23 protein-coding genes are annotated in these 23,907 nt (G+C 63.7%); 13 read left to right on the top strand and 10 right to left on the bottom strand.

The annotated features are described in order from the left end of the window. The first annotated feature begins 3 nt into the window (after positions 1 to 3). Positions 4 to 336, top strand: coding sequence for an exopolysaccharide biosynthesis protein (locus L1075_RS15795; RefSeq protein ID WP_343310881.1), 333 nt, complete (start codon positions 4 to 6; stop codon positions 334 to 336). A 10-nt stretch (positions 337 to 346) separates the two neighbouring features. On the opposite strand, the gene L1075_RS04635 is transcribed toward L1075_RS15795, so the two are convergent. Next, positions 347 to 1,276 (bottom strand): LysR substrate-binding domain-containing protein, encoded by a 930-nt coding sequence (locus L1075_RS04635; RefSeq protein WP_246940356.1) that lies wholly within the window; start codon positions 1,274 to 1,276, stop codon positions 347 to 349. A 104-nt stretch (positions 1,277 to 1,380) separates the two neighbouring features. On the opposite strand from L1075_RS04635, the gene L1075_RS04640 reads away from it, so the two are divergent. From L1075_RS04640 to egtB, 10 genes are all read left to right on the top strand, one after another. Further along, positions 1,381 to 2,376: a DMT family transporter gene (locus L1075_RS04640; RefSeq protein WP_246919953.1), complete on the top strand. Its 996-nt coding sequence runs from the start codon at positions 1,381 to 1,383 to the stop codon at positions 2,374 to 2,376. A gap of 222 nt (positions 2,377 to 2,598) precedes the next feature. Then, on the top strand, positions 2,599 to 2,946 hold the full coding sequence (locus L1075_RS04645; RefSeq protein WP_246940359.1) for an NADH-quinone oxidoreductase subunit A: 348 nt from the start codon (positions 2,599 to 2,601) through the stop codon (positions 2,944 to 2,946). Continuing rightward, positions 2,937 to 4,247 carry an NADH-quinone oxidoreductase subunit D-related protein gene (locus L1075_RS15800; RefSeq protein ID WP_246940362.1) on the top strand — a complete coding sequence of 437 codons (1,311 nt, stop codon included), beginning with the start codon at positions 2,937 to 2,939 and terminating at the stop codon, positions 4,245 to 4,247. Before L1075_RS04645 ends, L1075_RS15800 begins: the two co-directional genes overlap by 10 nt. Then, entirely contained in the window at positions 4,240 to 5,163 is a 924-nt protein-coding gene (locus L1075_RS04655; RefSeq protein WP_246940365.1) for an NADH-quinone oxidoreductase subunit H, read from the top strand. Before L1075_RS15800 ends, L1075_RS04655 begins: the two co-directional genes overlap by 8 nt. Beyond that, the gene (locus L1075_RS04660) at positions 5,163 to 5,798 is read left to right on the top strand and encodes an NADH-quinone oxidoreductase subunit J (RefSeq protein ID WP_246940368.1); all 636 of its coding nucleotides are present in this window, start codon (positions 5,163 to 5,165) and stop codon (positions 5,796 to 5,798) included. Before L1075_RS04655 ends, L1075_RS04660 begins: the two co-directional genes overlap by 1 nt. 27 nt (positions 5,799 to 5,825) lie before the next feature. After that, complete coding sequence (locus L1075_RS04665) at positions 5,826 to 6,131, top strand: NADH-quinone oxidoreductase subunit NuoK (protein WP_246940371.1); 306 nt, start codon at positions 5,826 to 5,828, stop codon at positions 6,129 to 6,131. Positions 6,132 to 6,343: 212 nt separating this feature from the next. Further along, positions 6,344 to 8,017 carry an NADH-quinone oxidoreductase subunit 5 family protein gene (locus L1075_RS04670; RefSeq protein ID WP_246940373.1) on the top strand — a complete coding sequence of 558 codons (1,674 nt, stop codon included), beginning with the start codon at positions 6,344 to 6,346 and terminating at the stop codon, positions 8,015 to 8,017. Continuing rightward, the gene (locus L1075_RS04675; protein ID WP_246940376.1) at positions 8,014 to 9,501 is read left to right on the top strand and encodes a complex I subunit 4 family protein; all 1,488 of its coding nucleotides are present in this window, start codon (positions 8,014 to 8,016) and stop codon (positions 9,499 to 9,501) included. Before L1075_RS04670 ends, L1075_RS04675 begins: the two co-directional genes overlap by 4 nt. Then, positions 9,501 to 10,910, top strand: coding sequence for an NADH-quinone oxidoreductase subunit N (locus L1075_RS04680; protein ID WP_246940379.1), 1,410 nt, complete (start codon positions 9,501 to 9,503; stop codon positions 10,908 to 10,910). Before L1075_RS04675 ends, L1075_RS04680 begins: the two co-directional genes overlap by 1 nt. 63 nt (positions 10,911 to 10,973) lie before the next feature. After that, positions 10,974 to 12,278 (top strand): ergothioneine biosynthesis protein EgtB, encoded by a 1,305-nt coding sequence (egtB, locus tag L1075_RS04685; RefSeq protein ID WP_246940382.1) that lies wholly within the window; start codon positions 10,974 to 10,976, stop codon positions 12,276 to 12,278. 86 nt (positions 12,279 to 12,364) lie between these two features. On the opposite strand, the gene argC is transcribed toward egtB, so the two are convergent. Continuing rightward, positions 12,365 to 13,312, bottom strand: coding sequence for an N-acetyl-gamma-glutamyl-phosphate reductase (argC, locus tag L1075_RS04690; protein ID WP_246940385.1), 948 nt, complete (start codon positions 13,310 to 13,312; stop codon positions 12,365 to 12,367). Between the two features lie 200 nt (positions 13,313 to 13,512). Here argC and L1075_RS04695 point away from each other — a divergent pair, with 200 nt between their 5' ends. Continuing rightward, positions 13,513 to 14,193, top strand: coding sequence for a haloacid dehalogenase type II (locus tag L1075_RS04695; protein ID WP_246940389.1), 681 nt, complete (start codon positions 13,513 to 13,515; stop codon positions 14,191 to 14,193). Further along, positions 14,190 to 16,013, top strand: a complete 1,824-nt coding sequence (locus tag L1075_RS04700) for a DUF748 domain-containing protein (protein ID WP_246940392.1) — start codon at positions 14,190 to 14,192, stop codon at positions 16,011 to 16,013. Before L1075_RS04695 ends, L1075_RS04700 begins: the two co-directional genes overlap by 4 nt. 4 nt (positions 16,014 to 16,017) lie before the next feature. Here the strand turns inward: L1075_RS04700 and L1075_RS04705 are convergent, their stop codons facing one another. The 8 genes from L1075_RS04705 to L1075_RS04740 form a co-directional block, all read right to left on the bottom strand. After that, the gene (locus L1075_RS04705) at positions 16,018 to 16,791 is read right to left on the bottom strand and encodes a M90 family metallopeptidase (protein ID WP_246940394.1); all 774 of its coding nucleotides are present in this window, start codon (positions 16,789 to 16,791) and stop codon (positions 16,018 to 16,020) included. Positions 16,792 to 16,830: 39 nt separating this feature from the next. Then, entirely contained in the window at positions 16,831 to 18,402 is a 1,572-nt protein-coding gene (locus L1075_RS04710; protein WP_246940397.1) for a carbon-nitrogen hydrolase family protein, read from the bottom strand. A gap of 135 nt (positions 18,403 to 18,537) precedes the next feature. Then, the gene (locus L1075_RS04715) at positions 18,538 to 18,804 is read right to left on the bottom strand and encodes a DksA/TraR family C4-type zinc finger protein (protein ID WP_246895572.1); all 267 of its coding nucleotides are present in this window, start codon (positions 18,802 to 18,804) and stop codon (positions 18,538 to 18,540) included. 155 nt (positions 18,805 to 18,959) lie between these two features. Further along, positions 18,960 to 19,580: a flavin reductase family protein gene (locus L1075_RS04720; RefSeq protein ID WP_246940400.1), complete on the bottom strand. Its 621-nt coding sequence runs from the start codon at positions 19,578 to 19,580 to the stop codon at positions 18,960 to 18,962. Positions 19,581 to 19,682: 102 nt separating this feature from the next. Then, positions 19,683 to 20,495 carry an ABC transporter ATP-binding protein gene (locus tag L1075_RS04725; RefSeq protein ID WP_246940496.1) on the bottom strand — a complete coding sequence of 271 codons (813 nt, stop codon included), beginning with the start codon at positions 20,493 to 20,495 and terminating at the stop codon, positions 19,683 to 19,685. A 56-nt stretch (positions 20,496 to 20,551) separates the two neighbouring features. Further along, entirely contained in the window at positions 20,552 to 21,634 is a 1,083-nt protein-coding gene (locus L1075_RS04730) for a FecCD family ABC transporter permease (protein WP_246940403.1), read from the bottom strand. Between the two features lie 49 nt (positions 21,635 to 21,683). After that, a complete protein-coding gene (locus L1075_RS04735) occupies positions 21,684 to 22,724 on the bottom strand; it encodes a FecCD family ABC transporter permease (RefSeq protein WP_246940406.1) in 1,041 nt (346 codons plus the stop codon). Between the two features lie 44 nt (positions 22,725 to 22,768). Continuing rightward, on the bottom strand, positions 22,769 to 23,686 hold the full coding sequence (locus L1075_RS04740; RefSeq protein ID WP_246940408.1) for an ABC transporter substrate-binding protein: 918 nt from the start codon (positions 23,684 to 23,686) through the stop codon (positions 22,769 to 22,771). Between the last annotated feature and the right edge of the window lie 221 nt (positions 23,687 to 23,907).

Here is a 23,907-nt window from a genome sequence, read left to right on the forward strand (position 1 = left end):
GTGATGAGGGTACTATACGAGGTCTCGCCGTCGCCGAAGTTGCTTTCGATCATTTTCGGTGCGATCGGTATCGTCCTTGCTCAAAGGCAACCGCAAGGTGTCGGCTTGAGCGGTAAGGCCTTCCAACGTGCTGGCACCTATCTCGTGGCGCTTTTCTGCTTTCTCATTGCCCTGGCGGTGCCACTGATGGAAGTGGTGCCTTTCTCGGCCAATGGCGCGGGGCTTGCCTTGATGATGTTCGGCTTGTCGCTGATGGCCAACGATGGCCTCTGGGCGCTGCTGGCGCTGATCCTCACAGGCGGCACGGTTGGCGGCGTGGCTTACGCCTTGTTGTAATACCCTACCTTTAAAAGGCGGTCTCACCGCCATGATCGGCGTGGAATTCGTGCTGCAGCCAGTCCAGCAGTGCCAGCGTTTCCACCCGCGATTGAGCGCCTTGTCGTGTATACACCGAGAGCGCGTCGCTGAGTGGCAGTGACGCCTCGAACGGTCTCACGAGCTGGCCGTTTTGCACCAGGCGCTCGGCCGTGCGCCGCCAGCCCAGGGCGATACCGTGGCCGGCGAGTGCCGCCTGAAGCACGAGCGGGTAACTATTGAAAATCATGCCGTTTCCCAGGATGGGCACGGAGTGCCCCATGGCGCGTAGCCAACTGTCCCACTCGAACCAGTCCGGTGTGTCGGCCCTATGGTGCAGTAAACGATGCTCGGCGAGGTTTGCCAGCGTGATGGGGTGGCACTGTGCGGCGAGATAATCGGGACTGCAAATCGGAAAGATCTCGTCGGACGCGGTGAAGGATAGCGCGTGGCTGCCGCTGGGGCGCCCACTCGTTTGCAGCGCGACATCGAAATAGTCGTGATGCTCGGCCACGGGGCGTGTCGAGGTGACCAGGCGTACCTCGATTTCCGGGTGCTGCCGGTTGAACGCGGCGAGACGCGGCATGACCCAGTAGAAGGCTTCGCAGAGCTGGCAGAAGAGTACTACCACGCCGTCATGCACTTCCTCTCGCAAGGTATTGGCATGCGTTGCGACGCTCTCCAGAGCGGTACTCACCGTGCGCCCGAACTCGCGGCCAGCGGCGGTGAGGAAGACCCCCCGGTTGCGACGCTCGAATAACGATACGCCGAGGTTTTCCTCCAGGGCGCGAATCTGGCGGCTGACGGCGGCCTGGGTGAGATGCAACTCCTCGGCGGCACGCGAGAAGCTTTCCAGGCGTGCGGCAGCCTCGAAGGGCATCAGGCTGGCGAGTGGGGGCAGGGCCTTGCCGAGTCGGTTCATATAAGATCCATAATCACAGCTCATGGAAAGTGACGTATAACTCGTTTGTCGTGCATGCCTGGGGCGCGCACTCTTGAGCGGCTTCTTGCTCAGGGAGAACGTTCATGAAGCCGATAATTGGGGCACAAACCTCAGAATGGCAAGGCATCGGTTGTATTGTCGCCTCGGTCTTCTGCCTCTCGATGGCCGACGCTCTGGTTAAGTATATCAGCGATGACGTGGGTGTTTGGCAGCTGTACGTGCTGCGTGCGCTTTTGGCGTCGCCGCTTTTGGGGTTGCTGCTCGGAAGACGTGGCGTGATGCGTCTGGGACGAGCGCTGCTACGCCGCTGGGTGCTGGTCAGAACCGGTTTGTTGATGGCGATGTGGTTGACCTTCTATGCGGCGCTTCCGACGTTGACGCTTTCCATGGCGGCGGTGGCGCTGTACACCTCGCCACTGTTCATTGCCTTGTTCGCTGCCTGGTTGGCCGGCGAGCGGCTCTCGACAGGAGGCTGGTTGGGGATCGTCTTGGGCTTTGCCGGCGTGGTGCTGATATTGCGCCCGGGGACGATGCATTTCACGCCCATGGTGGCACTGCCGCTGCTGGCGGCGGTGTGTTATGCGCTGGCCTGCGTGGTGACGCGTGTTCATTGCCGCGACGAAGCGCCGTTGGTGCTTTCCGGGGCGCTGAATCTGGGCTTTCTGTGTCTGGGGGCGGTGGGCTGTCTATGGATGACGCTGCACGGGCAGCTACCGGCCGATGGCACCACGCCGACCTTCCTGACGGCGCCCTGGCGTTCGCTTCCAGCCGAAGCCTGGTGGCTACTGGCGGGACTGGCGATACTCTTCGTGCTGGCCAGCAGCACGGTGGCCAAGGCTTATCAAATGGCCCCGTCTGCCTTGATCGGCATTTTCGATTACACGTATCTCATCTTCGCGGCCGGTTGGGGATGGTGGCTGTTCAGCGAGACGCCGGATGTGGCCACGGCGGTGGGCATGTTGTGCGTGGGCGTGGCGGGGGTGTGCGTCTGGCGCGCCACGCCCGCCTGCATGCCGTCCGTTACCGCATCGGTCGGCACCGAGACCCGATCCGGCTATCCGGCGGGACCGCCGAGATAACGATGCCATTGTTTAACCTGGGGGCTGGATGCAGGTTGAGTCGTCCGCGATCCTTCCCTATTATACATAGGGGATAGACGTTACCTCAACACGGACAAGGAGCTGTCGCATGTTGGCAGGTGGCGTTCAGGACCGCTATCTAGTCTTTGAAATTGAGTGTGCGAAAGTGCAAGGCCAAGGTATGGCCAAGATTCGTTTGAGTCAGCAACGCGAGGGATTCGCATGGAGCTGTTCGCCCTTCTAATCATTCTGATTCTTGCACTGGGCGCCGGGCTGCTGATGCAGTGGTTGCCCATGCGTCACCAGCCGCGGCCCAGTTGGTCTCAGCGCGCGCCGTTTCTGGGCGGGGGGACGCCCGACAGCCACGCCTGGAACCGCTACCACGTTCGCTACTACTCCATGACGCTGCTGTTGATCGCCTTCGAGATGGAGATGATGTTCATGTACCCGTGGGCGGTCGTGTTCGTCGAGAAGGGCATGAAGGCCATGATGGAGATGGGCATGTTTCTCGCCATCCTGTCGGTGGGCATCGTCTATGCCTGGCGTGAGGGGGTGTTCAAGTGGCAGTGAGCTGGCTGCACAAGTTCGCCGCGCGTGGCCGCGTCCCCGTGTTTCCCGTGCTGGGCAAGCAGGGGGATGGCGTACTGCGGCACCTCGCGTTATCGCCGCGAATCGAACTGGTCGACTCGCCTCGTCATGCCAGTGTCTTGCTGGTGGCGGGGGAGGTTCCGGCCGACCGCTGCGAGCCCCTGCGCCGGGTGCATGACCAATTGCCATACCCTTTCACGACGCTGTGGTTTCGCAGCGAACCCTGGCCGCATCTGGAACGCGTGGCCCGTATCGACGATCTCGACGACCTGCCCGGTGCACTGGTCACGGCGCATCGCGAACTGATGGAAGGTCGCCGCGGCAGTGCCCATCGTCTCCTGCCGGACGAGCCGCCCAATCCATGGGAAGGCGAGGGCGATTTCGGCCAGGGCGGTGAAGGCATGATGGGCGGGGTGCCCTACGGGCGGCCCATGGCCATGAACATGGAGGATGACATTCGCGACGGGTTGACGCTGGATTCACTGACGTTCCGGCTGGGGCCGTTCTTCTTCGCATTTCCGCCCGGCATGGCGGCGGAGATCACCCTGCAGGGGGATCTCGTGCAGACATGGAAAACGCAGCTGGCGCCGTATCCACAGCCTCTCGATGAGGTGTTTTTCGACGCTCGCCAGCGCCCCGTCCCCATTGCGGAGGTCGAGCTTGCCCGGGCTCGCCATCACCTTCACCAGCTGTTCCATGCATTGCATCTGGCGGGCCTGGAGAACGTGAGCCTGCGGACCTTGCGTCTGGCGCATGGATTGTCGACGTCGAGTACCCTCGATGGGCTGCGGCGCGCACTATCACGTCGCGGCTTCTTTCGCCTGACGGCGGGCGGCGGCGTGCTCGGCCCCGAGCAGGCACGCATGATCGGCGGGCCCGCCGCCCGAGCCGCCGGACTGGATGATGATCTGCGCGCGGAGGATGCCGGCTATCGACGACTGGGATTCTCCCCCGTCTGTCAGACTGCGGGCGATACCCATGCTCGCTGGCGGCAGCTTCTGGACGAAATCGACCAATCCCTTCATCTGGCCCGTCTGGCCGAACGCGACAGGGTACACACGGAGCGAACAGGCAGCGTCGAGACACCGCGTGGCCCCTGGTCGGCGCGGCGGCCGGCGGATGCGAGCGCGCTCTTCGACGAGCTGTTACCCGGGCTAGAGTGGGGCGATGCCCTGGCGACGGTCGCCAGTCTGGATGTCGCGGGGTTGGCCGATCAACCTGTCGGCACACGGCCATCCGGCGAGTCCCGGGCGGTACGGGGAGGTACCGGGAACGATGTTTAGCGAGCTGTTTCTGCCGGTTCTCATGGTGATCTTCATGCTGGTTGTCGGCGGTTATGCCGTTGCCGTGCTCGATCGCCTGGTTGCCAGCGCGCTTGGCGTCCCCCAGGCCGGAGGTATCTGGCTGGCGCCGATGGCGCGCGGCGCCTGGTTGCTGACCCAGCACGCCAATGCCACCGAAGCGCCGGACTGGCGGGCCTGGCGGCTGGCACCGGCCCTGTATCTGGCATTGGCGGCGGGCGGGCTGGCGGTGGTGCCATGGTCGGCATCGCTGGTCGCCACGGATCTGGTCACCAGCGTGGTGCTGTGGGGCAGCGTGGAAGCGCTGGCGACCGTCGTCATCTTCTTGCATGGCTGGTCGGCGAATTCGCTACTGGCCTTGATCGGCGGGTACCGGTACGTGGCGCTGGGGCTCTCCTACATCCTGATCAGCATGTTCGTGCTGATCGGCGTGGCATTGCCGGCCGAATCGCTGCAGTTCACCCAGGTGGTGGCTTCGCAGGAAGGCCTGTGGAATGTCATCCGCCAGCCGCTGGGACTGCCGCTGTTTCTCATCGTCGGCCTGGGCATGACCTTCTGGGGGCCGCTGAACCTGGCCGATTCGACGGATCTTGCCGGCGGCACGGCCTCGGAGATCTCGGGGCCGCCACGGCTGGTCTGGGACATGGCCCGGGCGGCCATGCTGGTCGCGTTCAGCGGCGTGGCAGCGACTGCCTTCCTGGGGGGCTGGCTGGGGCCCTGGCTGCCCGGCCCGTTATGGATATCCCTCAAGATGCTGGCAGTATTGAGCGTGCTGCTGTTGCTCGGGCGGCTACTGCCGCGACTGGCGCCGGAGCGCTGCGTCACCTTGATGTGGGTCGTGTTGCTGCCGCTGTCGTTCATCGATCTGGTATGGGCCGGGATAGGAGCGCTGTTGTGATGGAGAGCATGAATCACGGCCTCGGTGTCGATATCGCGTTTCTGCTGCTGGCCACGCTGGCGGTGGTCACCGGGTGGCGCGTGTTTCGCACCGATTCGATGGTACGGGCCTCTTTCTTTCTGCTGGTGTCGTTCATCGCCGTGGGTGTGATCATGATCCTGTTGGCGGCGGAATACCTGGGCGTTGCCATGTTCTTCATGATGGCCGTGGAAATGACGGTCATGGCGCTGTTCATGGTCATGTTCATGATGAACCCGGCCGGCCTGAATCCCATGAACATGGTCCATCAGGAACGTATCGCCATCGGGGCCGGCGTCGCCGGTTTTCTGATACTGGGCGCCATGGCCCTGTTGGCGACCTTTCCCGATCAACCGGTGCCGGCAGGCCTCGAGCCCGTCAGATCACTGGGCAACGAAATGCTCGGTGAGTCGATGCTGATTTTCGAATCGGCGGGCCTCGTGCTGCTGACCACCATGATCGGCGTGGTGGTGCTGTCGAGCCATCGCGGGCGCTATGGCGCGGCGGCGGAGGGCTCGATGCCGCCGGGGCTGGAACCGGGCGGCGACCCGGCAGGCAAGCCCGAGGAGGACGAAGCGGGCGAGGGTGGGCATCACCATCATCACCATCACCACTGAGCGGCACAGCCAGGCAGGGAGGCTTGCATGACACTCACCACACTTTTGCTATTGGCAGCGGCACTGATCGGTATCGGGATCTATGGCGCGCTTTCCCAGCAGTCGTTCGTGATGCTGATGATGGGTCTGGAGCTGATCCTCAACGGTGTCATGCTGGCGGCGGTGGCGTTCTGGGCCTTCAGCGGGGCCGGGGTGCCGGAAGGGCAACTGCTGACGATCATCGTCATGGCCGTGATGGCCATCGAGATGGCGATGGGGTTCGCCCTGGTGGTCGCGGCCTTCCGCGGTAAACAGGCCGACATGACCGAATCGCTGACCGGGCTGAAACACTGATGCTGTGGTCCGTTCCTATCTTGCCGCTGCTGGCGGCCCTCGTCATTCATGGGGTCGGCAAGCGCTGGCCGGGCGACGACAGGGGCCGTGCCGTGCTGACCCTGGCGGTGGTGGCGATCACGGTCGCTACCTTGCTGCTCGTGAGTGTCGCGGTCACGGTGGACTGGAGCGGCACCTATCGCTGGAGTTCCCGAGTCGTTCTGTCGCTCGGGATGACATCCGCGAGCGCCGTGTTCGCCATCGTCGTGCCACTGATCGCCGCGCCGATCATCGTCTACAGCGCCTACCATGAAGCATCGCCGGTCAGTGGCGGGGGAGCGGCGCGCCCCCCCGTCGGACTGGTGGCGCTGCTGACGGCGTTCGTCGGCGCGATGGAACTGCTCGTCCTGGCCGAGGATTTCGTCACCCTGCTGATCGCCTGGGAACTGGTCGGGGCATGCTCGTGGGCGCTGATCGCCCATGAATGGCAGAAGGCCGGCAACCTGCGGGATGCCACCTGGGCGTTCCTGGTCACTCGCTTCGGGGATCTGGGGCTGTACATCGCCGCGGCGGCAGCGTTCGCCGGCACGGGCTCGTTTGCCTTTGCAGACCTGGCTCAACTCGATGGGTGGCGGCTGGACGTGTTCGTTGCCGGCGCCGTGCTGGCCGCCGCCGCGAAATCCGCCCAGGTGCCGTTCTCTCCCTGGCTGTTTGCTGCCATGTCCGGGCCGACACCGGTGTCGGCATTGCTCCATGCGGCGACCATGGTCGCGGCGGGGATCTACCTGGTGGTCCGGCTGCATGCGGAACTCTCCGCCGTCGCCTGGTTTGCGCCGGTCGCCATCACGCTGGGGCTGACCACTGCCCTGGCAGGGGGACTGGTGGCCTGTCTTCAGGGCCATGCCAAGAAGCTGCTGGCCGCCTCGACATCGGCCCAGTATGGCCTGATGTGGCTGGCGGCAGGGGCGGGCTTTCCCGGCGTCGCCCTGGTGCACTTCGTCACGCATGCATTCACCAAAGCGGCGCTGTTCCTGGCCGCCGGCATCGCCGAACGCCATGTCGACAGCTATTCGCTGACGGCGATGCGCCTGGGTCGCCTGCTTCCTGGCGTCGCGGCAGCCAGCATGGTGGCCAGCCTGGCGCTGGCGGGCGTCGTTCCGCTGAGTGCGGCGTGGAGCAAGGAGAAGATCGTCACGGCCGCCGGCCATCAGGCGCCCTGGCTGGCCGTGATCGTCGCCGTGGCGGCAGGGCTCAGTGCGCTGTACGCCACGCGCTTTCAACTGCTGGCGTTCGGGCGGGGGCGGCATGACCGCATGAGCGAGGCTGTCTCCCGGCCCGGCCACTCCTGGGCGGAAGCCGTCGCGCTCTATCTGCTGGCGGCAGGCACATTGGCACTGTCGCTACTCTGGTGGCCCGGTGTCGGAAATGGCCTCGCCGATTTGCTGTCCGTGCACTTTCCCGGGACCAGGCCGTGGGAACTCATCCTGTCGCTACTGCTGGTGGCGCTGGGCATTGGCCTGGGTGCCTGGGCGGTGCGTCGTGAGGTGTCGAGCCAGCAGAGCGAAACGCGTACCGCTATGGCGGACTGGTTTGGCCTGCCAACGCTGTCAGCACGTGGCGTGAATGCCGTGATGATGTTCAGCCATGGCCTGGCACGCTTCGATGATCGCGCCGTGGATGCCGGGATCCGGGGCAGTGCCCGCTTTGGTGCGTGGCTGGCCAGGCTGGGAGAACGGCGTGGCGAAGGCGCGTTCGATGGTGCCACGAACCAGCTCGCGAAGGGCATCGACTGGGCGGGACAAGTGGCACGTCGGGCGCATACCGGGCAGATGCATCACTACTACACCGGTATCGCGGCCGGACTCGCCGCGATCCTGATCATCCTGAGCATAGGAGCGCTCCTTTGATTTTGACTGCAGCCCTGGGGCTTCCCATGCTGGGGGCCCTCGCACTCGCCGTTTCAAGCCGTTGGACCGAGACCGCGGCTCGCCGGTGTGCCATCGTGGTCTCGGTGTTGCCGGTGTTGTTGCTGGCCTGGGCGTGGCGACAGTTCGATCCGCAAGGTGTGCTATTCCAGTTCGTCGAGGAGGTGCCCTGGGTCCCCAGCCTGGGCATGGGCTACAGGTTGGGCGTGGATGGCATTGCCCTGGCTGTCGCGACGATGAGCGCTCTGGTCTTCTCGGCGAGTATCGCCTACCCCGTGGATACGAAGCATCAGCCTCGCCAGTACTACGCCTGGATGCTCTTCCTGCAGTCCGTGTCACTGGGTGTCTTCCTGGCGCTGGACCTGCTGCTTTTCTATGTCTTTTTCGACCTGAGCCTGGTGGGGATGTTCTTCCTGATCGGCCGTTGGGGACATGGCCAGGCGCAGCTCGCCGCGTTCAAGTTCTTTCTATACACCTTCTTCGGCTCGCTGTTGCTGCTGTTGGCGATCATCGGGCTTTATCTGTCGGTCGAACCGCGTACCTTCGACATGCGCGTGCTTATCGAGCAGCAACCGCTGGCGGGCGCGGGCATGACGGCTGGCCTGGTGTTCCTCGCCCTCATGCTCGGCTTCGCCATCAAGACACCGGTGGTGCCTGTGCATACCTGGCTGCCCCAGGCGCATGTCGATGCCCCGGGGCCGGTCTCGGCGATTCTCGCTGGGGTGCTGCTCAAGATGGGCACTTACGGGATCATCCGCATTCCATTCGCCATGATGGCGGAGACGTTCTCTCGCTATGCCCTGATCATTGCACTGTTCGCGGTCGCGTCGATTCTCTACGGGGCCTTCGTGGCTCTTGGTCAGAGTAACCTGAAGCGACGCATTGCCTACACGTCGGTCAATCACATGGGCTACACGGTGCTGGGGATCGCGGTGGCCGGGGCCCTGATCCAGGACACCGAGTATGCCCGCGAGCTGGCCCTGGTGGGGGCCACGGTGGAAATGGTGGCGCACGGCCTGATTACCGGGGCGCTGTTCCTCATCTGTGGCTCGTTCTGGCAGCGTACCGAGGAGTATGACCTGGACAGCTATGGTGGTCTGCTTCGTCAGGCCCCGTGGCTGACCGCCTTCGCCGTGCTCGCGTCCTTTGCCAGCCTGGGCCTGCCCGGCCTGGCCGGTTTCGTGGCGGAGTTCCATATCTTTGCCGGCACCTTCGGTGTCTATCCATGGCTCGCCGTCATCGGTGTGCTGGGCATCCTGGTGACGGCGGCGCTGTTTCTGCAGATGCTGCAGAAGGTGTTCTTCGGGGCGATGCCGGAGCGCTGGGCGCAGTTCGAGGATCTGCGTCCCATCGAGTGGGGCGTGCTCGTGGTGCTGTCGGCAGGCTTCGTGCTCATCGGCGTGGCGCCGGCGTTTCTGCTGACCCTGGTCGAAGCATCGGCGGCACTGCTGGTAGGAGGCCGCTGATGCCTATCGGTGACGTATTGCCGGAAATCAGCCTGACGCTCGGCGCCGTGGCGATTGTCCTGTTCGCCAGCTTCGTCCGTCAGCGGCAGCATCACTGGGCAGCCGTGCTGGCCCTGCTCGCCATCGGCCTCGGTGCGGGGCTGACCGTCGCGCAATGGGGCGGGACGCCGCGGCTGACGTTTTCCGGTGTCTGGGCGCTGGATGGCGTGGCGCTTGCCAGCAAGCTGGTCGTGCTGATCGCCGGTGCGCTGGTCGTCGCGATGTCGCCTGAATGGATGCGGACCGATCGCCGCCATGGCGAGTACTATGCGCTGGTGCTGTTCGCTCTGCTGGGCGTCATCATGATGGCATCGGCCAGCGATACCATGGAGCTGGTGTTGGGCGTGCTGCTGTCCTCGGTGGCGAGTTACCCGCTGGCCGCCTATCACCGTGGCTGGGCGCCCGCGCTGGAGGCCGGGATGAAGTATTTCCTGATCGGCGCCTTGACCAATACGTTGTTGACGATCGGAGTGGTGGTGCTGTTCGGCCTGACCGGCAGTACCGGGTATCCGGATATCGCCCAGGCGCTTGCCACGGACAGCGACCGCCTGGCACTGACTATCGCCACGGCCTGCGTGGTGCTGGGGCTGACCTTCAAGCTGGCGGCGTTTCCGGCTCACGCCTGGATGCCGGACGTGGCGCAGGGTTCACCGGTACCGGCGGCAGCCTTCCTGACCGTCATTCCCAAGATCGGCGCCGCGGTAGCGCTGGCCCGCTTCGTTTCCCTGTTGCCGCCGGATGTCGCCTGGCGAGCGATCGTGGCATCGATCTCCGTCGCCACCATGACGCTGGGCAACGTGGCGGCGTTGCGCCAGACGGACGTGCGTCGCCTGCTGGGCTGGTCATCGGTTTCCCAATCCGGATATGCCCTGATGGCCATTGTGGTGCTGGGTGTCAGCGACCAGGCCCTGCCGGCGCTGGTGTTCTTCCTGGCGAGCTATGCCACGGCCAACCTGGCCGCCTTCGCCGTGGTCACGCACCTGCGGGGACGTACCGCATTGGACGATTACCGAGGATTGGCCCGGCACGCACCGATCGCGGCCACGATACTGATCGTGTCGCTGTTATCCCTGGTGGGCATCCCGCCGCTGGTCGGCTTCTTCGGCAAGCTGATGCTGTTTCGCGTCACCCTCGAGGGCGGTTACGCCTGGCTGGCGCTCGTGGCGGTGATCAACACCGTCGTCTCGCTGTTCTATTACTTGCGCATCGTCGCGCCGATGATGTTCGGTAGTCGCCAGTCCGCCGTGCATGTGCTGTCGGGCCAGTGGGCGCGCTCCGCGATGGCCGTGGCGGGCGTGCTGCTGATCGTCGGAGGGCTCGGCGCGGAAGCTCTCTCGTTATTCACAGGCTCGATACGCTTTGCCCTGTAGGCCCCGGCGGGCCTGGCCTGCCGGATCCACGTCAATGGAGTGATATTGAGAAAGGAGTCGTCCATGTCACCCGCTCAAGGTTTGACAATCGAAACGCCAGATAGCCTGCATATCAAGGAATGGTTGCGCGCGTACCAGCGGATCCGTGCCGCCACCGAGGCCATTTGCGCGCCTCTGCACAAGGAAGATTACATGGTGCAGAGCATGCCGGATGTCAGCCCTCCGAAATGGCACATCGCTCATGTCAGCTGGTTCTTCGAAGCCTTCATTCTGAAACCGTTTCATCCCGCCTACCAGACTCTCGACCCCGCGTACGACCACCTCTTCAATTCCTACTACGTGACTCACGGTACGCCGTTTCCCCGGCCCGAACGCGGCATGATCTCGCGGCCAACCGTGGACGATGTCTATCGCTATCGCGCTCACGTCGACCGGGCCATGGAAGAGCTGCTTAATGACCCACCTCAGGAACATCTCCAGGAGATTCTCCGACGTCTCGAGCTGGGCCTGCCGCATGAACAGCAGCATCAAGAACTGCTGCTGATGGATATCAAGCACATCCTGGCCCAGAACCCGCTGTGCCCGGCCTATCGGGACGACCTGGCGCCGACGCCTGTGCATGAAGTCGCTGCGCTCGGCTGGCATGCCTATCCGGCCGGCGTCCAGTACATCGGCCATGACGACACCGAAGAGGGGTTTGCCTATGACAACGAGATGGGGCGCCACCGCCAGTTCGTCGAGGCTTTCCAGATCGCCGACCGTCCGGTGACCAACGGCGAGTTTCTCGAATTCATGCGGGCGGGCGGATACGACAAGCCCGATCACTGGCTGTCGGACGGCTGGGCCACGGTCAAGGCCGAAGGCTGGCAGGCGCCGCTCTACTGGGTCGAGCGTGACGGTGTCTGGCACCACTACACTCTGGGTGGCCTGGTGCCGGTCGACATGAACGCGCCAGTGTGCCATGTCAGCTTCTATGAAGCCGATGCCTATGCGCAGTGGGCCGGTGCCCGCCTACCCACCGAGGCTGAGTGGGAGACAGTGGCTCATGATGCCGCCATTCAGGGGAACTTCGTCGAACAAGATCATCTGCAGCCGGTCTCCGCCGCCGGGTCCACAGGTGTGCTGGGACAGATGTTCGGTGATGTCTGGGAGTGGACGGGCAGCGCCTATCGCCCCTATCCGGGATTTCGCAAGTTGCCGGGCAGCCTGGGGGAATACAACGGCAAGTTCATGTCCGGCCAGATGGTGTTGCGAGGCGGCTGTTGTGCGACGCCGGCCGATCACATCCGCGTCACCTATCGCAACTTCTTCCCGCCTCATGCCCGCTGGGCATTTTCCGGTTTCCGTCTTGCCAAGGAGAGCCTCTGATTAACGTCGTGACCCTGGCCACACCGCTCGCTAACGGCAAGCGGCTCCCATTGAGGCATGATCGGCCATGGGTTGAGCCCCGGCGCTCACGCCGAGAGGCCGCTGGCCTCGTCCACGCCCAGGTGCAAGTTCATGCTCTGTACGGCGGCGCCGGCGGCCCCCTTGCCTAGATTGTCCAGCCGAGCGACGAGTGAAACCTGCTCATGGTTGCCGAACACGAACAGGTCGGCTCGGTTGGTGTCGTTGCAGCCCTGCACCTCGAAAAAGCCGCCATCTAGATTGGCCGGGTCCTCAAGAGGCATGACGCGGACGAAGGTCTCGCCCGCGTAGTGATCGGCGTAAGCCTTGCGCAGCGCCTCCGCCGTGGTGCCGGGGCTAAGTTGGTCGACATGCAGGGGAATCGTCACCGAGAGGCCCTTGAGGAAGGGGCCGACGATCGGCTGGAAAACCGGGATGCGCTCGAGCCCGCCGTGCACGCGCATCTCCGGCAGATGCTTGTGGGCCAGCCCCATGGCGTAGGGACGTGGGGCGGCAAGACGATCGTCGTGGCCGGCCTCGTACTCGGCGATCAACTTCTTGCCGCCGCCGCTGTAGCCGGTGATCGAATGCGCTGCCAGCGGCGTGTCGGCGGGCAGCAGGCCAGCGTCGACCAGCGGCCGCGTAAGCATGATGAAGGCGCTGGCATGGCATCCTGGATTGGCGATGCGCTTGCTGGCGCGAATGGCATCACGCTGGCCTGGCGTCAGTTCGGGTAGGCCGTAGGTCCACTTGGCATCGGTGCGAAAAGCCGTGCTGGCATCGATCAGGCAAGTTTGGGGATTGTCGAGCAGCGCTGCTGCCTCGCGAGAAGCGGCATCCGGCAAGCACAGAAAGGCCACATCAGCGGCGTTGAGAAGACGTGCACGCTCGGTAGCATCCTTGCGCTTATTGCTGTCGATACGCAGCAGTTCGATGTCCTCGCGTGCCTCGAGATAATCCAGCAGCCGCAGCCCAGTAGTGCCTTCCTGACCGTCTACGTATACCTTGAATGCCATGGGAAATTCGTTGCCTCGTTGACCGGGTCCGTACATGCTGGCAGCACCTGCCAGCGTATTGTCCTCCATTGTGCGTCGATGCGGCCGCGCTGTCATGTTTCCGGGCGTCAATCCGCTTGTCGTGACTCGCAAAAACGACCAATCTGAGAAGGGTTGGGACTTCGTGTCACCCACTGAGACAAGCGTGATAAGGACGACATATGAATAAGCGTGTATTGGCTTTCGATGTCTATGGCACCTTGATCGACACCCACGGTGTCGTGGAAGCCTTGAACAAGGAACTGGGCGATACCGACATGGCGTTGCCTTTTTCGCAGCGTTGGCGGGATAAGCAACTCGAGTTTGCCTTCCGTCGCTCGCTGATGGGGGCCTATGCGAGCTTCGCCGATTGCACGCGCGATGCGCTGGAATTCACCGACCGCGCCATGGGCAGCCAGCTTTCGGAAGTCGCCAAGGATCGGTTGATGGCGCTTTATGGGCGCTTGCCGGCGTTCCCCGATGTCGCGGCGGGGTTGGCACGCTTGAGCGATGCCGGCATGTATTGCGTGGCGTTTTCTAACGGCACCCAGGAGGCTGTGACGGAATTGCTGGCGCAGGCGGGTATCCGCGAGCGGTTCGACGCTATCGTTAGTGTCGACGATATCAAGCGCTTCAAGCCCGACCCCGCCGTGTACGCCTATCTGCGCCAATGCACCGAGTCGAACGCTGCCGATACCTGGCTGATTTCCAGCAATCCCTTCGACATCATCGGGGCCAAGTATGCCGGCTTGCACGCGGCCTGGGTACGTCGCAGCGCTGAGGCGCCTTTCGACCCCTGGGGCGATGAACCCGACATGACGGTGAGCGATCTCGACGAGCTTGCCGAGCGCCTGGCGAGGTGAGCTCGACAGGACACGCTCAGCCGCTGCGTCGCCTTGGCATAGGGCTGAGTGTACTGGCGGCGCTAGTGCTGCTATTTCTGGTCGCCTGGCTGTGGGCGTTACCGGCGTATATCGACCAGCGCCTCAGCCAGACGCTGAGCGATCGCAGCGGCCGCCAAGTATCCATCGACGACGTCACCCTCACCCCATGGCGCCACCAGGTCACCCTCGACGGGCTACGTATTGCTGGTCAGGCCGACACACCGGTTTTCTTGAGCCAACGGGTAGTGGCGACCTTCGATTGGCACTCGCTGTTCGAATCGGGCTGGCGCTTCGAGCGAATCGAGTTAAAGTCGCCGCGGCTGCAACTGATCTGGCGCTCCGGAGGCGAGTGGAACCTGGCCCAACTATTCGGCGGTGACGGTGGGGGCGGTGAGTCGGCACCACTGCGTATCGCCCAACTCAACGTCAGCGATGGCCGGCTGGACTGGATCAATCGGCGACCCGATGAGCCGCTGACGCTGAGCCTGAAAAGCCTCGATCTCGAAGTGCGCCATTATGACAATAGCGATGATCGGCCCTTTTCTCTGCAGGGGCAGGCAGACTGGAATGGCGGCACGCTGAAGGGGGCGGGCGAGATGGGTTTCTCGCCGTGGACGGTGGATGTCGATCTCGAGGCGGACCAAGTGCCGCTGACGACGCTGTCCGGCTATCTGGCATACGTCGTTCGCGCCGAGCCGGCGGCAGGGTCGCTTGGCGCGCAGATTCGACTGCGTGCGGGCCGCGCCAGTGATGCCGGCACACAGGTCAACGGTCAGGGCGTGATCGAAGGGCTCGAGATGCGTGATCCTGAGAAGGATCAGACCATCGCCCGTGCTGAACGCGTCGCCGTGAAAGGACTGACGTTCGCCAGCGCGGTGCCTGAACTGACCGCCGAGCGGGTGTCGCTTGCAGCACCCTGGCTCGATGTGACGATCGATGAACGACTCGACACTAACCTTACCGCCTGGCGGCCGCCGTCACCGAACAATGGTTCTGAGGATGGCGGTTCTGAGGATGATGGCTCCGAGGGCAGCGGCATGCGCTATGCGCTTGACACCCTAGCCATCGAGCGTGGCGCGGTGGCCTTCAGCGACCGTCACCTGCCGCGTCCGTTCGAGCTCGATTTTTCGGCATTGAATGGTGAGTGGCGACACCTCAACTCCAACCAGCCGGGTGACGGCCAGTTATCGCTCGAGGGCCAGGTGGCCGACGGCTCGCCGCTACGCATAGAGGGTGCCTTCGACCCGCTCGGTGACGCCCTGAACGGCAACCTGAACTTGCACTTCGAGCGTCTCGACCTCAAGACCTTGGCGCCCTACCTGCGCGAGTTCGGTGGCTATGCCGTCGAGCGGGGCCAGGCGACGCTGGATCTCGACTACCGGCTCGAGCAAGGCCGCCTGAGAGCACAGAATCATCTTGTTTTGCATCGGCTCAAGCTTGGTGAAGAGGTCAATGCTTCGGCCACCGATCTGCCGCTCAAGACACTGGTCGGTGTCCTGAAGAGTGACGACGGCACTATTGAACTCGATATCCCCATGCGCTTGCCACTCGACGAACCAGGATCGGTGGATTTCGGCAGTGTTGCCGGTCAGGCGATCCGTGAGGCGCTTGAGAATCTGGTGTCATCGCCACTGGAAACGCTCTCCGAGGTGGTCGGTGGCAGCGACGACAGTCACTCGGACGATGCAAACGATAATGGTGAAGGCACCCGTAGCGGTGAGAGTAATGAGAGCGGCGGAAGTGACGAGAGCAGCAAGGATGACCCCACACTCTACGAGCGTGCCCGCACCCGCCAGTGAGCACTCAGTGCGACGGGTAACGCCTCAGCGGGTCCTGCCGGAAGTAGCGTCCCAGCAGCGCGTAGAGCTCAGGATAGGCGGCGTTCAGGACATCGGGGGCGGTGAAGAAGTACTCGCAGCAAACCGCGAAGCATTCGCCGGGATGGCTGGCGGCGTAGTCGTCGATGGGGGGCGCGTCGCCGCGAGCCAGATGCGCTTGAAGGTCTTCCCACACGTCGGTAAAGACGCGGTGCCAGTCACGTGGATCGATATCGCGTGGCAAGGGTGGGAAGCCGTCGGCGTCCAGTGAGTTGCCCATGTCCAGCTTGTGGGCGAACTCATGAATGATGACGTTGAAGCCGCCCCAGCCGCCGCTTTCCTGGATGTCCGACAACGCCAGGACGATAGGCCCCTGATGCCAAGTCTCGCCGACGCGTTCGTCCTCGAATTCGTGGACCACGCCCGCCTCGTCCATCTCCGCGACCTTGCTGCGGAATGCCTCCGGCAGTACGCGCACCTCATGGACGTTAGCAAAGGCCTCGCGGGCGTCACCCTCCGACCAGTAGAGCGTCATCAGGCAGGCCTGGGCGACCAGCGCCAACCGTGCGGGAAGGTCGAACAACTCGTCATCGAATAATGAAAGCCGCTTGCGGCGAAGGAAGGCCCAGGCGCGCTCGCCGAGGCGGCGTGCGTCCTCATCGGGTAATGTCATCAATAGCGGTACCCGCGCAAGGCCCTCAGCCCAGGCCTCGGCGGGGAAGGGGTGACGCGCGCCACGCCAGGCGTTCCACCATTTCATGACTGGGCTCCTTCTCGACGTCTCCCACGACGCATCGATTCAAGCGTCTTCCTGGCGCGAGCCCGACTTCCATGACCAGTCGCGCCAGCGCAGGTCGAACAGATCCTGGCGGCGGTCCTTCAGGTTGGTGACCGAGCCTTCGTTGCGCACTACTGTGAGACGGGTCAGGTCGAGATCCGAGAACATGATCATCTCGGTATTGGGCGTGGTTTCGGCCAGCACCGCATCGTGGGGGAAGGCGAAGTCCGAAGGCGAGAACACCGAGGACTGTGCATACTGGATCTCCATGTTCTCGATCGAGGGCACGTTGCCGACACTACCGCAGAGCACCACGTAGCATTCGTTTTCGATGGCGCGTGCCTGAGAGCAGTGGCGCACACGCAGGTAGCCGTTCTTGGTATCGGTCCAGAACGGCACGAAGAGGATGTCCATGTCTTGATCGGCGAGCAGACGTGAGAGCTCTGGAAACTCGACATCGTAGCAAATCAGGATGCCGATTCGGCCGGCATCGGTATCGAAGACCTTTAGGTCATCGCCGCCCTCGATGATCCAGTCGCGGCGCTCTTGGGGGGTGATGTGAAGTTTGGCCTGCGCCTCTATGTCGCCGTCGCGGTGGAACAGGTAGGCGATGTTGTAGAGGTGCCCGTCGTCGTGTTCCTCGATCATCGAACCGGCGATGATGTTGATGTTGTAGGACACCGCCATGCGTGACAGCTCGGTCTTGAAGTGTTCGGTGAAGCCGGCCAGAAAGCGGATGGCCGCGATTTGATCCTGCTGAGCGGCGCGGTCCTGCAGGCCCATCAGCGGCGCGTTGAAGAGCTCCGGGAAGACCGCGAAGTCGCTTTGATAGTCCGACAGCGCATCGACGAAGTACTCGGCCTGCTGCAAGACCGCCTCCACCGAGGAGAACTCGCGCATCTGCCATTGCACCGCGCCGACCCGAATCTGGGTCTTGCGAGTGTCGAGCACTGACTCGGCCGGTTCGAAAAGGATGTTGTTCCACTCGAGCAGGGTCGCGTAGCCCTGAGATTTTTCGTCCTCCGGCAGGTACTTGCGCAACAGCCGCTTGACCTGGAAATCGTTGGCCAGTTGGAAGGACAGGATGGGGTCGTGGATCTCCTTGCGCGAGACCTGATCCAGGTACTCGGCCGGCGACATGTCGCTGGCGTGCTGGTGATAGTTGGGAATCCGCCCGCCGGCAAGGATGGCCCGCATGTTCAACGATTTGCACAGATCCTTGCGGGCTTCGTAGAGGCGCCTGCCGAGCCGGTAGCCGCGATAAGCAGGATCGATCAGCACGTCCAGGCCATACATGGCGTCGCCTTTGGGGGCGTTGAGGATGATCTCCCGCTGATCCATCAGATCGTCGTAGCGGTGCGGGTTGGAAAATTCCTCGTAGTCGACGCGAGCGGTCAGCGCCACGCCGACCAGTGTCTGGTCATCCTCGATGACGATCTGGCCGTCGGGGAACTCGCTGATCAAACGCTCGATGGTGCGCTGCGGCCAGGCGCCGCCGAGATCGTGATAGACACGATCCATCAGCGTCTTGAGCTGTGGATAGTCCTCGGGCGTCAAGTTGCGAAGGTTGAGGTGAAGATCGTCGAGGGACATGGCGGCGTCCTGCGTTGCGGATACGAAAGTGAGCGCTAGTGTATCACGCGGGGGGGCGTGGCCCATGAGGCAACGGTGTGGGGGAGCCACCGGCAAACAGAGCATTGCCATCCTGACGGGTATGATCGCCAGCTCCTAGCGCAATTGGCTGTCCTTGCTGCCGCGTCGATTGTAGCCACTGACGGTGGTGCGCTGCTTGTCGCGCTCGCTCTGACATGCGATGCACAACCGCACGCCTTTTATCGCTTCACGTCGTGCCTGTGGAATCGGGTCGCCGCATTCTTCGCAGTATTCGAGGCTTTCCCCGCTGGGTAGCTCGCTACGCGCGCGTTCCAGAGCGTCCTCGATGGTGCTGTCGATCTGCTCCTGGACGGCGCCGTCTTTCGACCATCCGCCTGCCATGTTCTGCCTCCTTCATGGTTAACGGTCGTTTCGGGAAGGTTGCCATCTGCGCCCCCTTTGCGTCGCTCATGCAATGTCGGGGACGCTGACAGTATGGGGCAACTCGGGCGGCGACACATGCTTGCATTCAAGCGCCGGTGCCGAGGAGGGTGTCGTTATTTCGGGCGAGCCATCTTGAAGTTTTGCTCGGCGCTGATTTCGAAATAATCGGCCGGGCCGCCGCCGCGTAGAATGGGGTGCGCCTCGGCGGTCTGATAGACGCCGTCATGTAGCAGTGACTGGTCGATGTGCACACCGACGACTTCGCCGAGCACCAGCCAGGTCTCGAGCGACTCACCGGCGGCGGAGTGGAGCTGAATCAGCTGACTCAGCCGGCACTCGAAGGCGACGCGCGCTTCGGCGACATGCGGCACGTCGACGACCTGGGAGGTACGCGGCGTCAAGCCGGCCAGCGCGAATTCGTCGACCTCGGGTGCCACGCTGGCGCAGCTGGCGTTCATCTGCTCGGCGAGTGCTCGGGTCGCTAGGTGCCAGCAGAATTCTCCCGTGGCCTCGATATTACGCACGCTGTCCTTGTAGCCGATGCTGGAGAAGCCCACGATCGGCGGCGTGTAATTGAAAGCGTTGAAGAAACTGTAGGGTGCCAGGTTCAGGTGGCCGTCGCGGTCCTGGGAAGAGACCCAGCCGATAGGGCGGGGGCCGACGATGGCATTGAAGGGGTCGTGCGGCAGTTCGTGGCTCTGGCGTGGCTCGTAAAAGTGAAACGTATCACGCATGGCGTTGTCCTTGCTGACGGCGAAAGGCGTGGCACCGGGCCTGTCGCCCGCTGCCGGATATGGCGTGATGGTAGCCAGAGACGCGTGTCAGTGATAGGGCGGCTAGGTGGCACTGCCGTCGAGGGCGTCACGCGTGCGTCGGATGTTGGTAAGAAGAGGCGCGCCCGTGACGGGGTCTGTGATCAGTGAGCACTCGACACCGTACAGCCGTCTGACCAGTTCCGGCGTGACCGTCTCGCCGGGCAGCCCCTCGGCGATGACATGGCCTTGGTGCATGGCAATCAGGTGGTCGGCGTAGCGACATGCGCTGACCAGGTCGTGGATGACCATGACGATGGTCTTGCCCGAGGCGGCGAGTGATTGGATGAGCTCATAGACTTCGACCTGATGGCCGAGGTCGAGCGCCGAGGTGGGTTCGTCGAGCAGCAGCGTTGCGGTCTGCTGGGCGATGGCCATGGCGATCCACGCGCGTTGGCGCTGGCCCCCGGAAAGCGCGTCGACGGGACGCTGGGCAAGCGGCGTGAGCCCTGTCATATCCAGTGCTTCATCGACGATACGTTTGTCCTCGGGGGACCATTGGCGCAGCCAGCTCTGGTGCGGATGCCGACCGAAGCGCACCAGTTCAGCGACGGTCAACGCCTCGGGGGCATGCGGCTGCTGCGGCAATAGTGCCAGCCGCTTGGCCAGTTGGCGGGTCGGCTGGTGCCGGATGTCCGTACCGTTGAGCAGCACCGTGCCGCCCCGGGGTTTGAGCAGCCGCGAAAGGCCCGCCAGCAGCGTCGACTTGCCGCAGCCATTGGGGCCAACGATGGCCGTGACCTGGCCAGCGGGTAGTTGCAGGTCGAGATCCTCGATGACCGCGACCGAGCCGTACGCCAGCGACAAGCCCTGAGTCGCCATATCCGGCGCCGTCATATCCGGTGCGGTGTCGGGCTGAGCAGTGTCACGCTCGCAGGCTGGGGCATCGTGTGTCATGGCGCGGTCCTGGCATTGGGGTTCAAGAGTATCCACAGCAGTAGTGGGCTGCCGATCAGGGCGGTGACGATCCCCACCGGGATCTCGATGGGTGCGAGCAGCATGCGCCCGAGCAGGTCGGCGGCGACCATGACCACCGCCCCGGCGAGGGTCGCTCCGACCACGGGTACCGTGTTCTTGGCGCTGAGCTGACGCGCAAACTCCGGGCCGATCAACGCCACCATTCCCACCGGTCCCGCGACCGCCACGGCGAGCCCGGTGAGAATCACCGCGACGCTCAGGGCGGCCATCCGGCAGCGTCCCGCCGCGATGCCCAAACTGATGGCGACGGCGTCGGAAAGTCGCAATACGGTGAGCGAGCGGGTCAGCCATATGCCAGCCAGCAACGCGGGCGGCAAGGCCAGGGACAGGCTCAGTACTGCGTGATCGGGGCGGGCATTGAGGCTGCCCACCGTCCACGGGTAGGCCGCATTGGCGGCGTCGATGGAGACCCGCGTCAACATGAGTTGGGTTAGGGCACCAAAGACGGCCCCGACGCCGATGCCGGCGACCAGGAAGCGATACCCGCGCACGCCGATGCGGCCCGTCAAGCCGAAGGTGAGTGCTGCGGCGACGGCGGCGCCGGTCAGGGCCATGGCCGGTGGCGCCAGGCTGATGCCGGTGCCCACCACAGAGGCCACGGCAAAGGCGGTGGCGCCGTTATCGAGACCGACGATCCCCGGCGTCGCCAGGCGGTTGCGCGCGACGGTCTGCATCAGGCAACCGGCCAGCGCAAAGGCGCCACCGGTAACGATGCCTGCAATCACGCGTGGCAAGCGCAATTCTTGAATCACGAAGGTGTCGAGTGGGCTGCCGTCGCCTAGCAAGGCGCGAAGCGTCGCCGGCAGCGATAGCGACGCGGCGCTGCCGATATTCAGTGAGACGCCTGCCAGCAGTATCAGGAGCCCTAACAGCAGCAGATTGGCGAGCAGGTTGCGCTTGTCGACGATCACGCGCAGCGGGGCGCGCTGGCCCAGCGGCAACGCGAGATAGTACTTGTCCTGGCGCACCGCGTTCGGGGTATCAGCGGGGGACGTCATGGCGTGTCCCATGGAAGATGTCGTGGATACAGAGTCGGGCATAAACGGCCTAGAGCGTCGGCAGCCGGCGGCCACGCACCACGCCGATCAGTACCGGAGCACCGATCAGCGCCGTGAGCACGCCCAGCGGGAGTTCGGAAGGCGGCACCACGAGCCGCGAGACGATATCCGCGCTGACGACGACGATAGGGCCCAACGGCAGGCATAACCATAGCGTGCGCCGAATGTCGGGGCCGGCCAGTGCGCGTGCGGCGAAGGGGACTACCAGCCCTACGAAGGCGATGGGGCCGGCCGCGGCGGTGGCGCCACCCACTAGAAGGGCGACGACCACGATTACCAGCAGACGCACGACGCGAGGATGATGCCCGAGCCCGATGGCGACGTGCTCACCGAGCGCCAGCGCCGCCAGTGGGCGCGCGAGGAGGATGGTCAGCAATGCGGCCACTCCCAGGGTGGGGAATAGCGGCACCAGGTCGTCGAGTTGGCGGCCAGCGAGGCTGCCCACCACCCAGAAGCGAATTTCATCCGCCGTGTGCTGGTCGTAGAGGAGGATCAGCGACGATAACGAATGCAACAGGCCCGACAGGATGGCGCCGGCCAGGATGAGGCGGATGGGATCACTGCCGATGCCTTGCAGGCGCGCGGCAGCAAGTACGCAGAGACAACCGCCCAGGGCGCCGAGTTGGGCGACCGAGACGCGTAGCGTGGCGGTATCGGCGCCCCACAGGATCGCCAGCGTCACGGCGAATGCAGCCCCTGCGCTGACGCCCAGCAGCCCGGGTTCTGCCAGCGGATTGCGCGTCACGGCCTGAAGTAACGCGCCCGCGATACCCAGTGCGGCGCCCACCACCAGGCCGATCCACAGCCGGGGGGCGCGTAGCTCGGCGATCACGAAATGAGCCTCGCTATCGTATGAGGCGGCGTCACCTAAGTTTTGCAGTGCTTGCCAGGCGCGTGCAGGGCCGACATCACCGGCCCCATACAGCAAGCTCAACAGCGCAATGGCGGCCAGCAGTCCGCTCAAGCCAAGCCACAGGCCGATCAATGAGCGCGGCTTGCCGAATGACAGGCAATGAGTCAGGACACGCATGAGAGCATCGTCACCATCAAGTGCTTAGGCATCCGTGGGCGCCATCATTGGGCCGTATCCATGGCGGAGGCGATATCGTCGAGTATGGCCCTTGCCGCCATCGGCCCGGTAGCACTGGTCCACAACTGACCGTCGACGGTAACCACCTGATCGCGCTGAACGACATCGAGACGCTCGAAGGCCGGCGATTGCTTGGCCGCCTCGTAAGCTTCGTCGCCTTCGGCGTTCAGCGTGGCCAGGAACAACCAATCGTTATCGATCCGTGAGAGGTTCTCGAGACTCAACGGGTCGCTGTGCGGGCGTCCCTCTTTGACGGTACCGCCGTCGTCGACCGCAAAACCGCTTTTGCTGAGGAGTGTGTTGGAGAAGATTTGCGGCGCCATCACGAGCGCGCCTTGCGGCATCCAGCGAATCAAGCTGGCGCTCGGAGAGTCGTTCTGATGTTCACTCAACGTCTCGGCCTTGGCATTGACCTCGGCGATGGCGTCATCGATGGCGTCGCTGCGCCCGAGTGCCTCGCCATAGACCCGTGCCTCATTCTCCCAGCTATCCATTTGGTAGGGCTTGACATCTGGCACCACGGTCGGGGCGATGTGCGACAGTAGGTCGTACTGAGCCTCGGGTAGTCGCGGAGAAGCCAGAATGACATCTGGCTTGAGCGCCGCCACGGCTTCGATGTTGGTCTCACGCGGTGTGCCGACGATCTCGATATCCCCGGCCTGCTCGCTGAGGTAACGCGCGACGCCGTCACCGCCTCGGGTAGCGACCGCTCCTAAAGGGGCCACGCCCGCCGTCAGCGCGCTATCCAGTGCGTTGGTATAAAGCGTGACGACACGCGTGGGATCGTCGTCGATCTCTACCGTACCGAAGGCGGTCTCCAGGGATTTGGCGTTGGCCGGAAGTGTCGCGGAAAGCGCGGCAATACCGGCAGTCGCCATGCATAGGTGTCGTAGCGAGGTCATGAGAGGCTCCTGATGGTGAATACCGTGCTGGTCGATCCCGGAGAAATGCATCCTGTGCTTGAGCGGGTGGAATAGTAAACGAGAACAAATGTAAATGAGAAGTCATCTCATGAGGTTGCTGGTCGCATTCCGGTTAGCAGCGCCATGTCGAGCGAGCATGTCTCCATTGGTTCGTGTTCCACGAGGTAATGTTCGGAGTTGGCTCGTAGTTTATTAACTTG

The organism is Chromohalobacter beijerinckii, from assembly GCF_023061185.1.
In the GTDB taxonomy this organism is placed as follows: domain Bacteria; phylum Pseudomonadota; class Gammaproteobacteria; order Pseudomonadales; family Halomonadaceae; genus Chromohalobacter; species Chromohalobacter beijerinckii.

Excerpts from the sequence above, each read along its gene's own strand:
- L1075_RS15795 (WP_343310881.1), top strand. The coding sequence starts at position 4 with ATGAGGGTACTATACGAGGTCTCGCCGTCGCCGAAGTTGCTTTCGATC.
- L1075_RS04635 (WP_246940356.1), bottom strand. The coding sequence starts at position 1,276 with ATGAACCGACTCGGCAAGGCCCTGCCCCCACTCGCCAGCCTGATGCCC.
- L1075_RS04640 (WP_246919953.1), top strand. The coding sequence starts at position 1,381 with ATGAAGCCGATAATTGGGGCACAAACCTCAGAATGGCAAGGCATCGGT.
- L1075_RS04645 (WP_246940359.1), top strand. The coding sequence starts at position 2,599 with ATGGAGCTGTTCGCCCTTCTAATCATTCTGATTCTTGCACTGGGCGCC.
- L1075_RS04655 (WP_246940365.1), top strand. The coding sequence starts at position 4,240 with ATGTTTAGCGAGCTGTTTCTGCCGGTTCTCATGGTGATCTTCATGCTG.
- L1075_RS04660 (WP_246940368.1), top strand. The coding sequence starts at position 5,163 with ATGGAGAGCATGAATCACGGCCTCGGTGTCGATATCGCGTTTCTGCTG.
- L1075_RS04665 (WP_246940371.1), top strand. The coding sequence starts at position 5,826 with ATGACACTCACCACACTTTTGCTATTGGCAGCGGCACTGATCGGTATC.
- L1075_RS04670 (WP_246940373.1), top strand. The coding sequence starts at position 6,344 with ATGACATCCGCGAGCGCCGTGTTCGCCATCGTCGTGCCACTGATCGCC.
- L1075_RS04680 (WP_246940379.1), top strand. The coding sequence starts at position 9,501 with ATGCCTATCGGTGACGTATTGCCGGAAATCAGCCTGACGCTCGGCGCC.
- egtB (WP_246940382.1), top strand. The coding sequence starts at position 10,974 with ATGTCACCCGCTCAAGGTTTGACAATCGAAACGCCAGATAGCCTGCAT.
- argC (WP_246940385.1), bottom strand. The coding sequence starts at position 13,312 with ATGGCATTCAAGGTATACGTAGACGGTCAGGAAGGCACTACTGGGCTG.
- L1075_RS04695 (WP_246940389.1), top strand. The coding sequence starts at position 13,513 with ATGAATAAGCGTGTATTGGCTTTCGATGTCTATGGCACCTTGATCGAC.
- L1075_RS04705 (WP_246940394.1), bottom strand. The coding sequence starts at position 16,791 with ATGAAATGGTGGAACGCCTGGCGTGGCGCGCGTCACCCCTTCCCCGCC.
- L1075_RS04710 (WP_246940397.1), bottom strand. The coding sequence starts at position 18,402 with ATGTCCCTCGACGATCTTCACCTCAACCTTCGCAACTTGACGCCCGAG.
- L1075_RS04715 (WP_246895572.1), bottom strand. The coding sequence starts at position 18,804 with ATGGCAGGCGGATGGTCGAAAGACGGCGCCGTCCAGGAGCAGATCGAC.
- L1075_RS04720 (WP_246940400.1), bottom strand. The coding sequence starts at position 19,580 with ATGCGTGATACGTTTCACTTTTACGAGCCACGCCAGAGCCACGAACTG.
- L1075_RS04725 (WP_246940496.1), bottom strand. The coding sequence starts at position 20,495 with ATGACGGCGCCGGATATGGCGACTCAGGGCTTGTCGCTGGCGTACGGC.
- L1075_RS04730 (WP_246940403.1), bottom strand. The coding sequence starts at position 21,634 with ATGACGTCCCCCGCTGATACCCCGAACGCGGTGCGCCAGGACAAGTAC.
- L1075_RS04735 (WP_246940406.1), bottom strand. The coding sequence starts at position 22,724 with ATGCGTGTCCTGACTCATTGCCTGTCATTCGGCAAGCCGCGCTCATTG.
- L1075_RS04740 (WP_246940408.1), bottom strand. The coding sequence starts at position 23,686 with ATGACCTCGCTACGACACCTATGCATGGCGACTGCCGGTATTGCCGCG.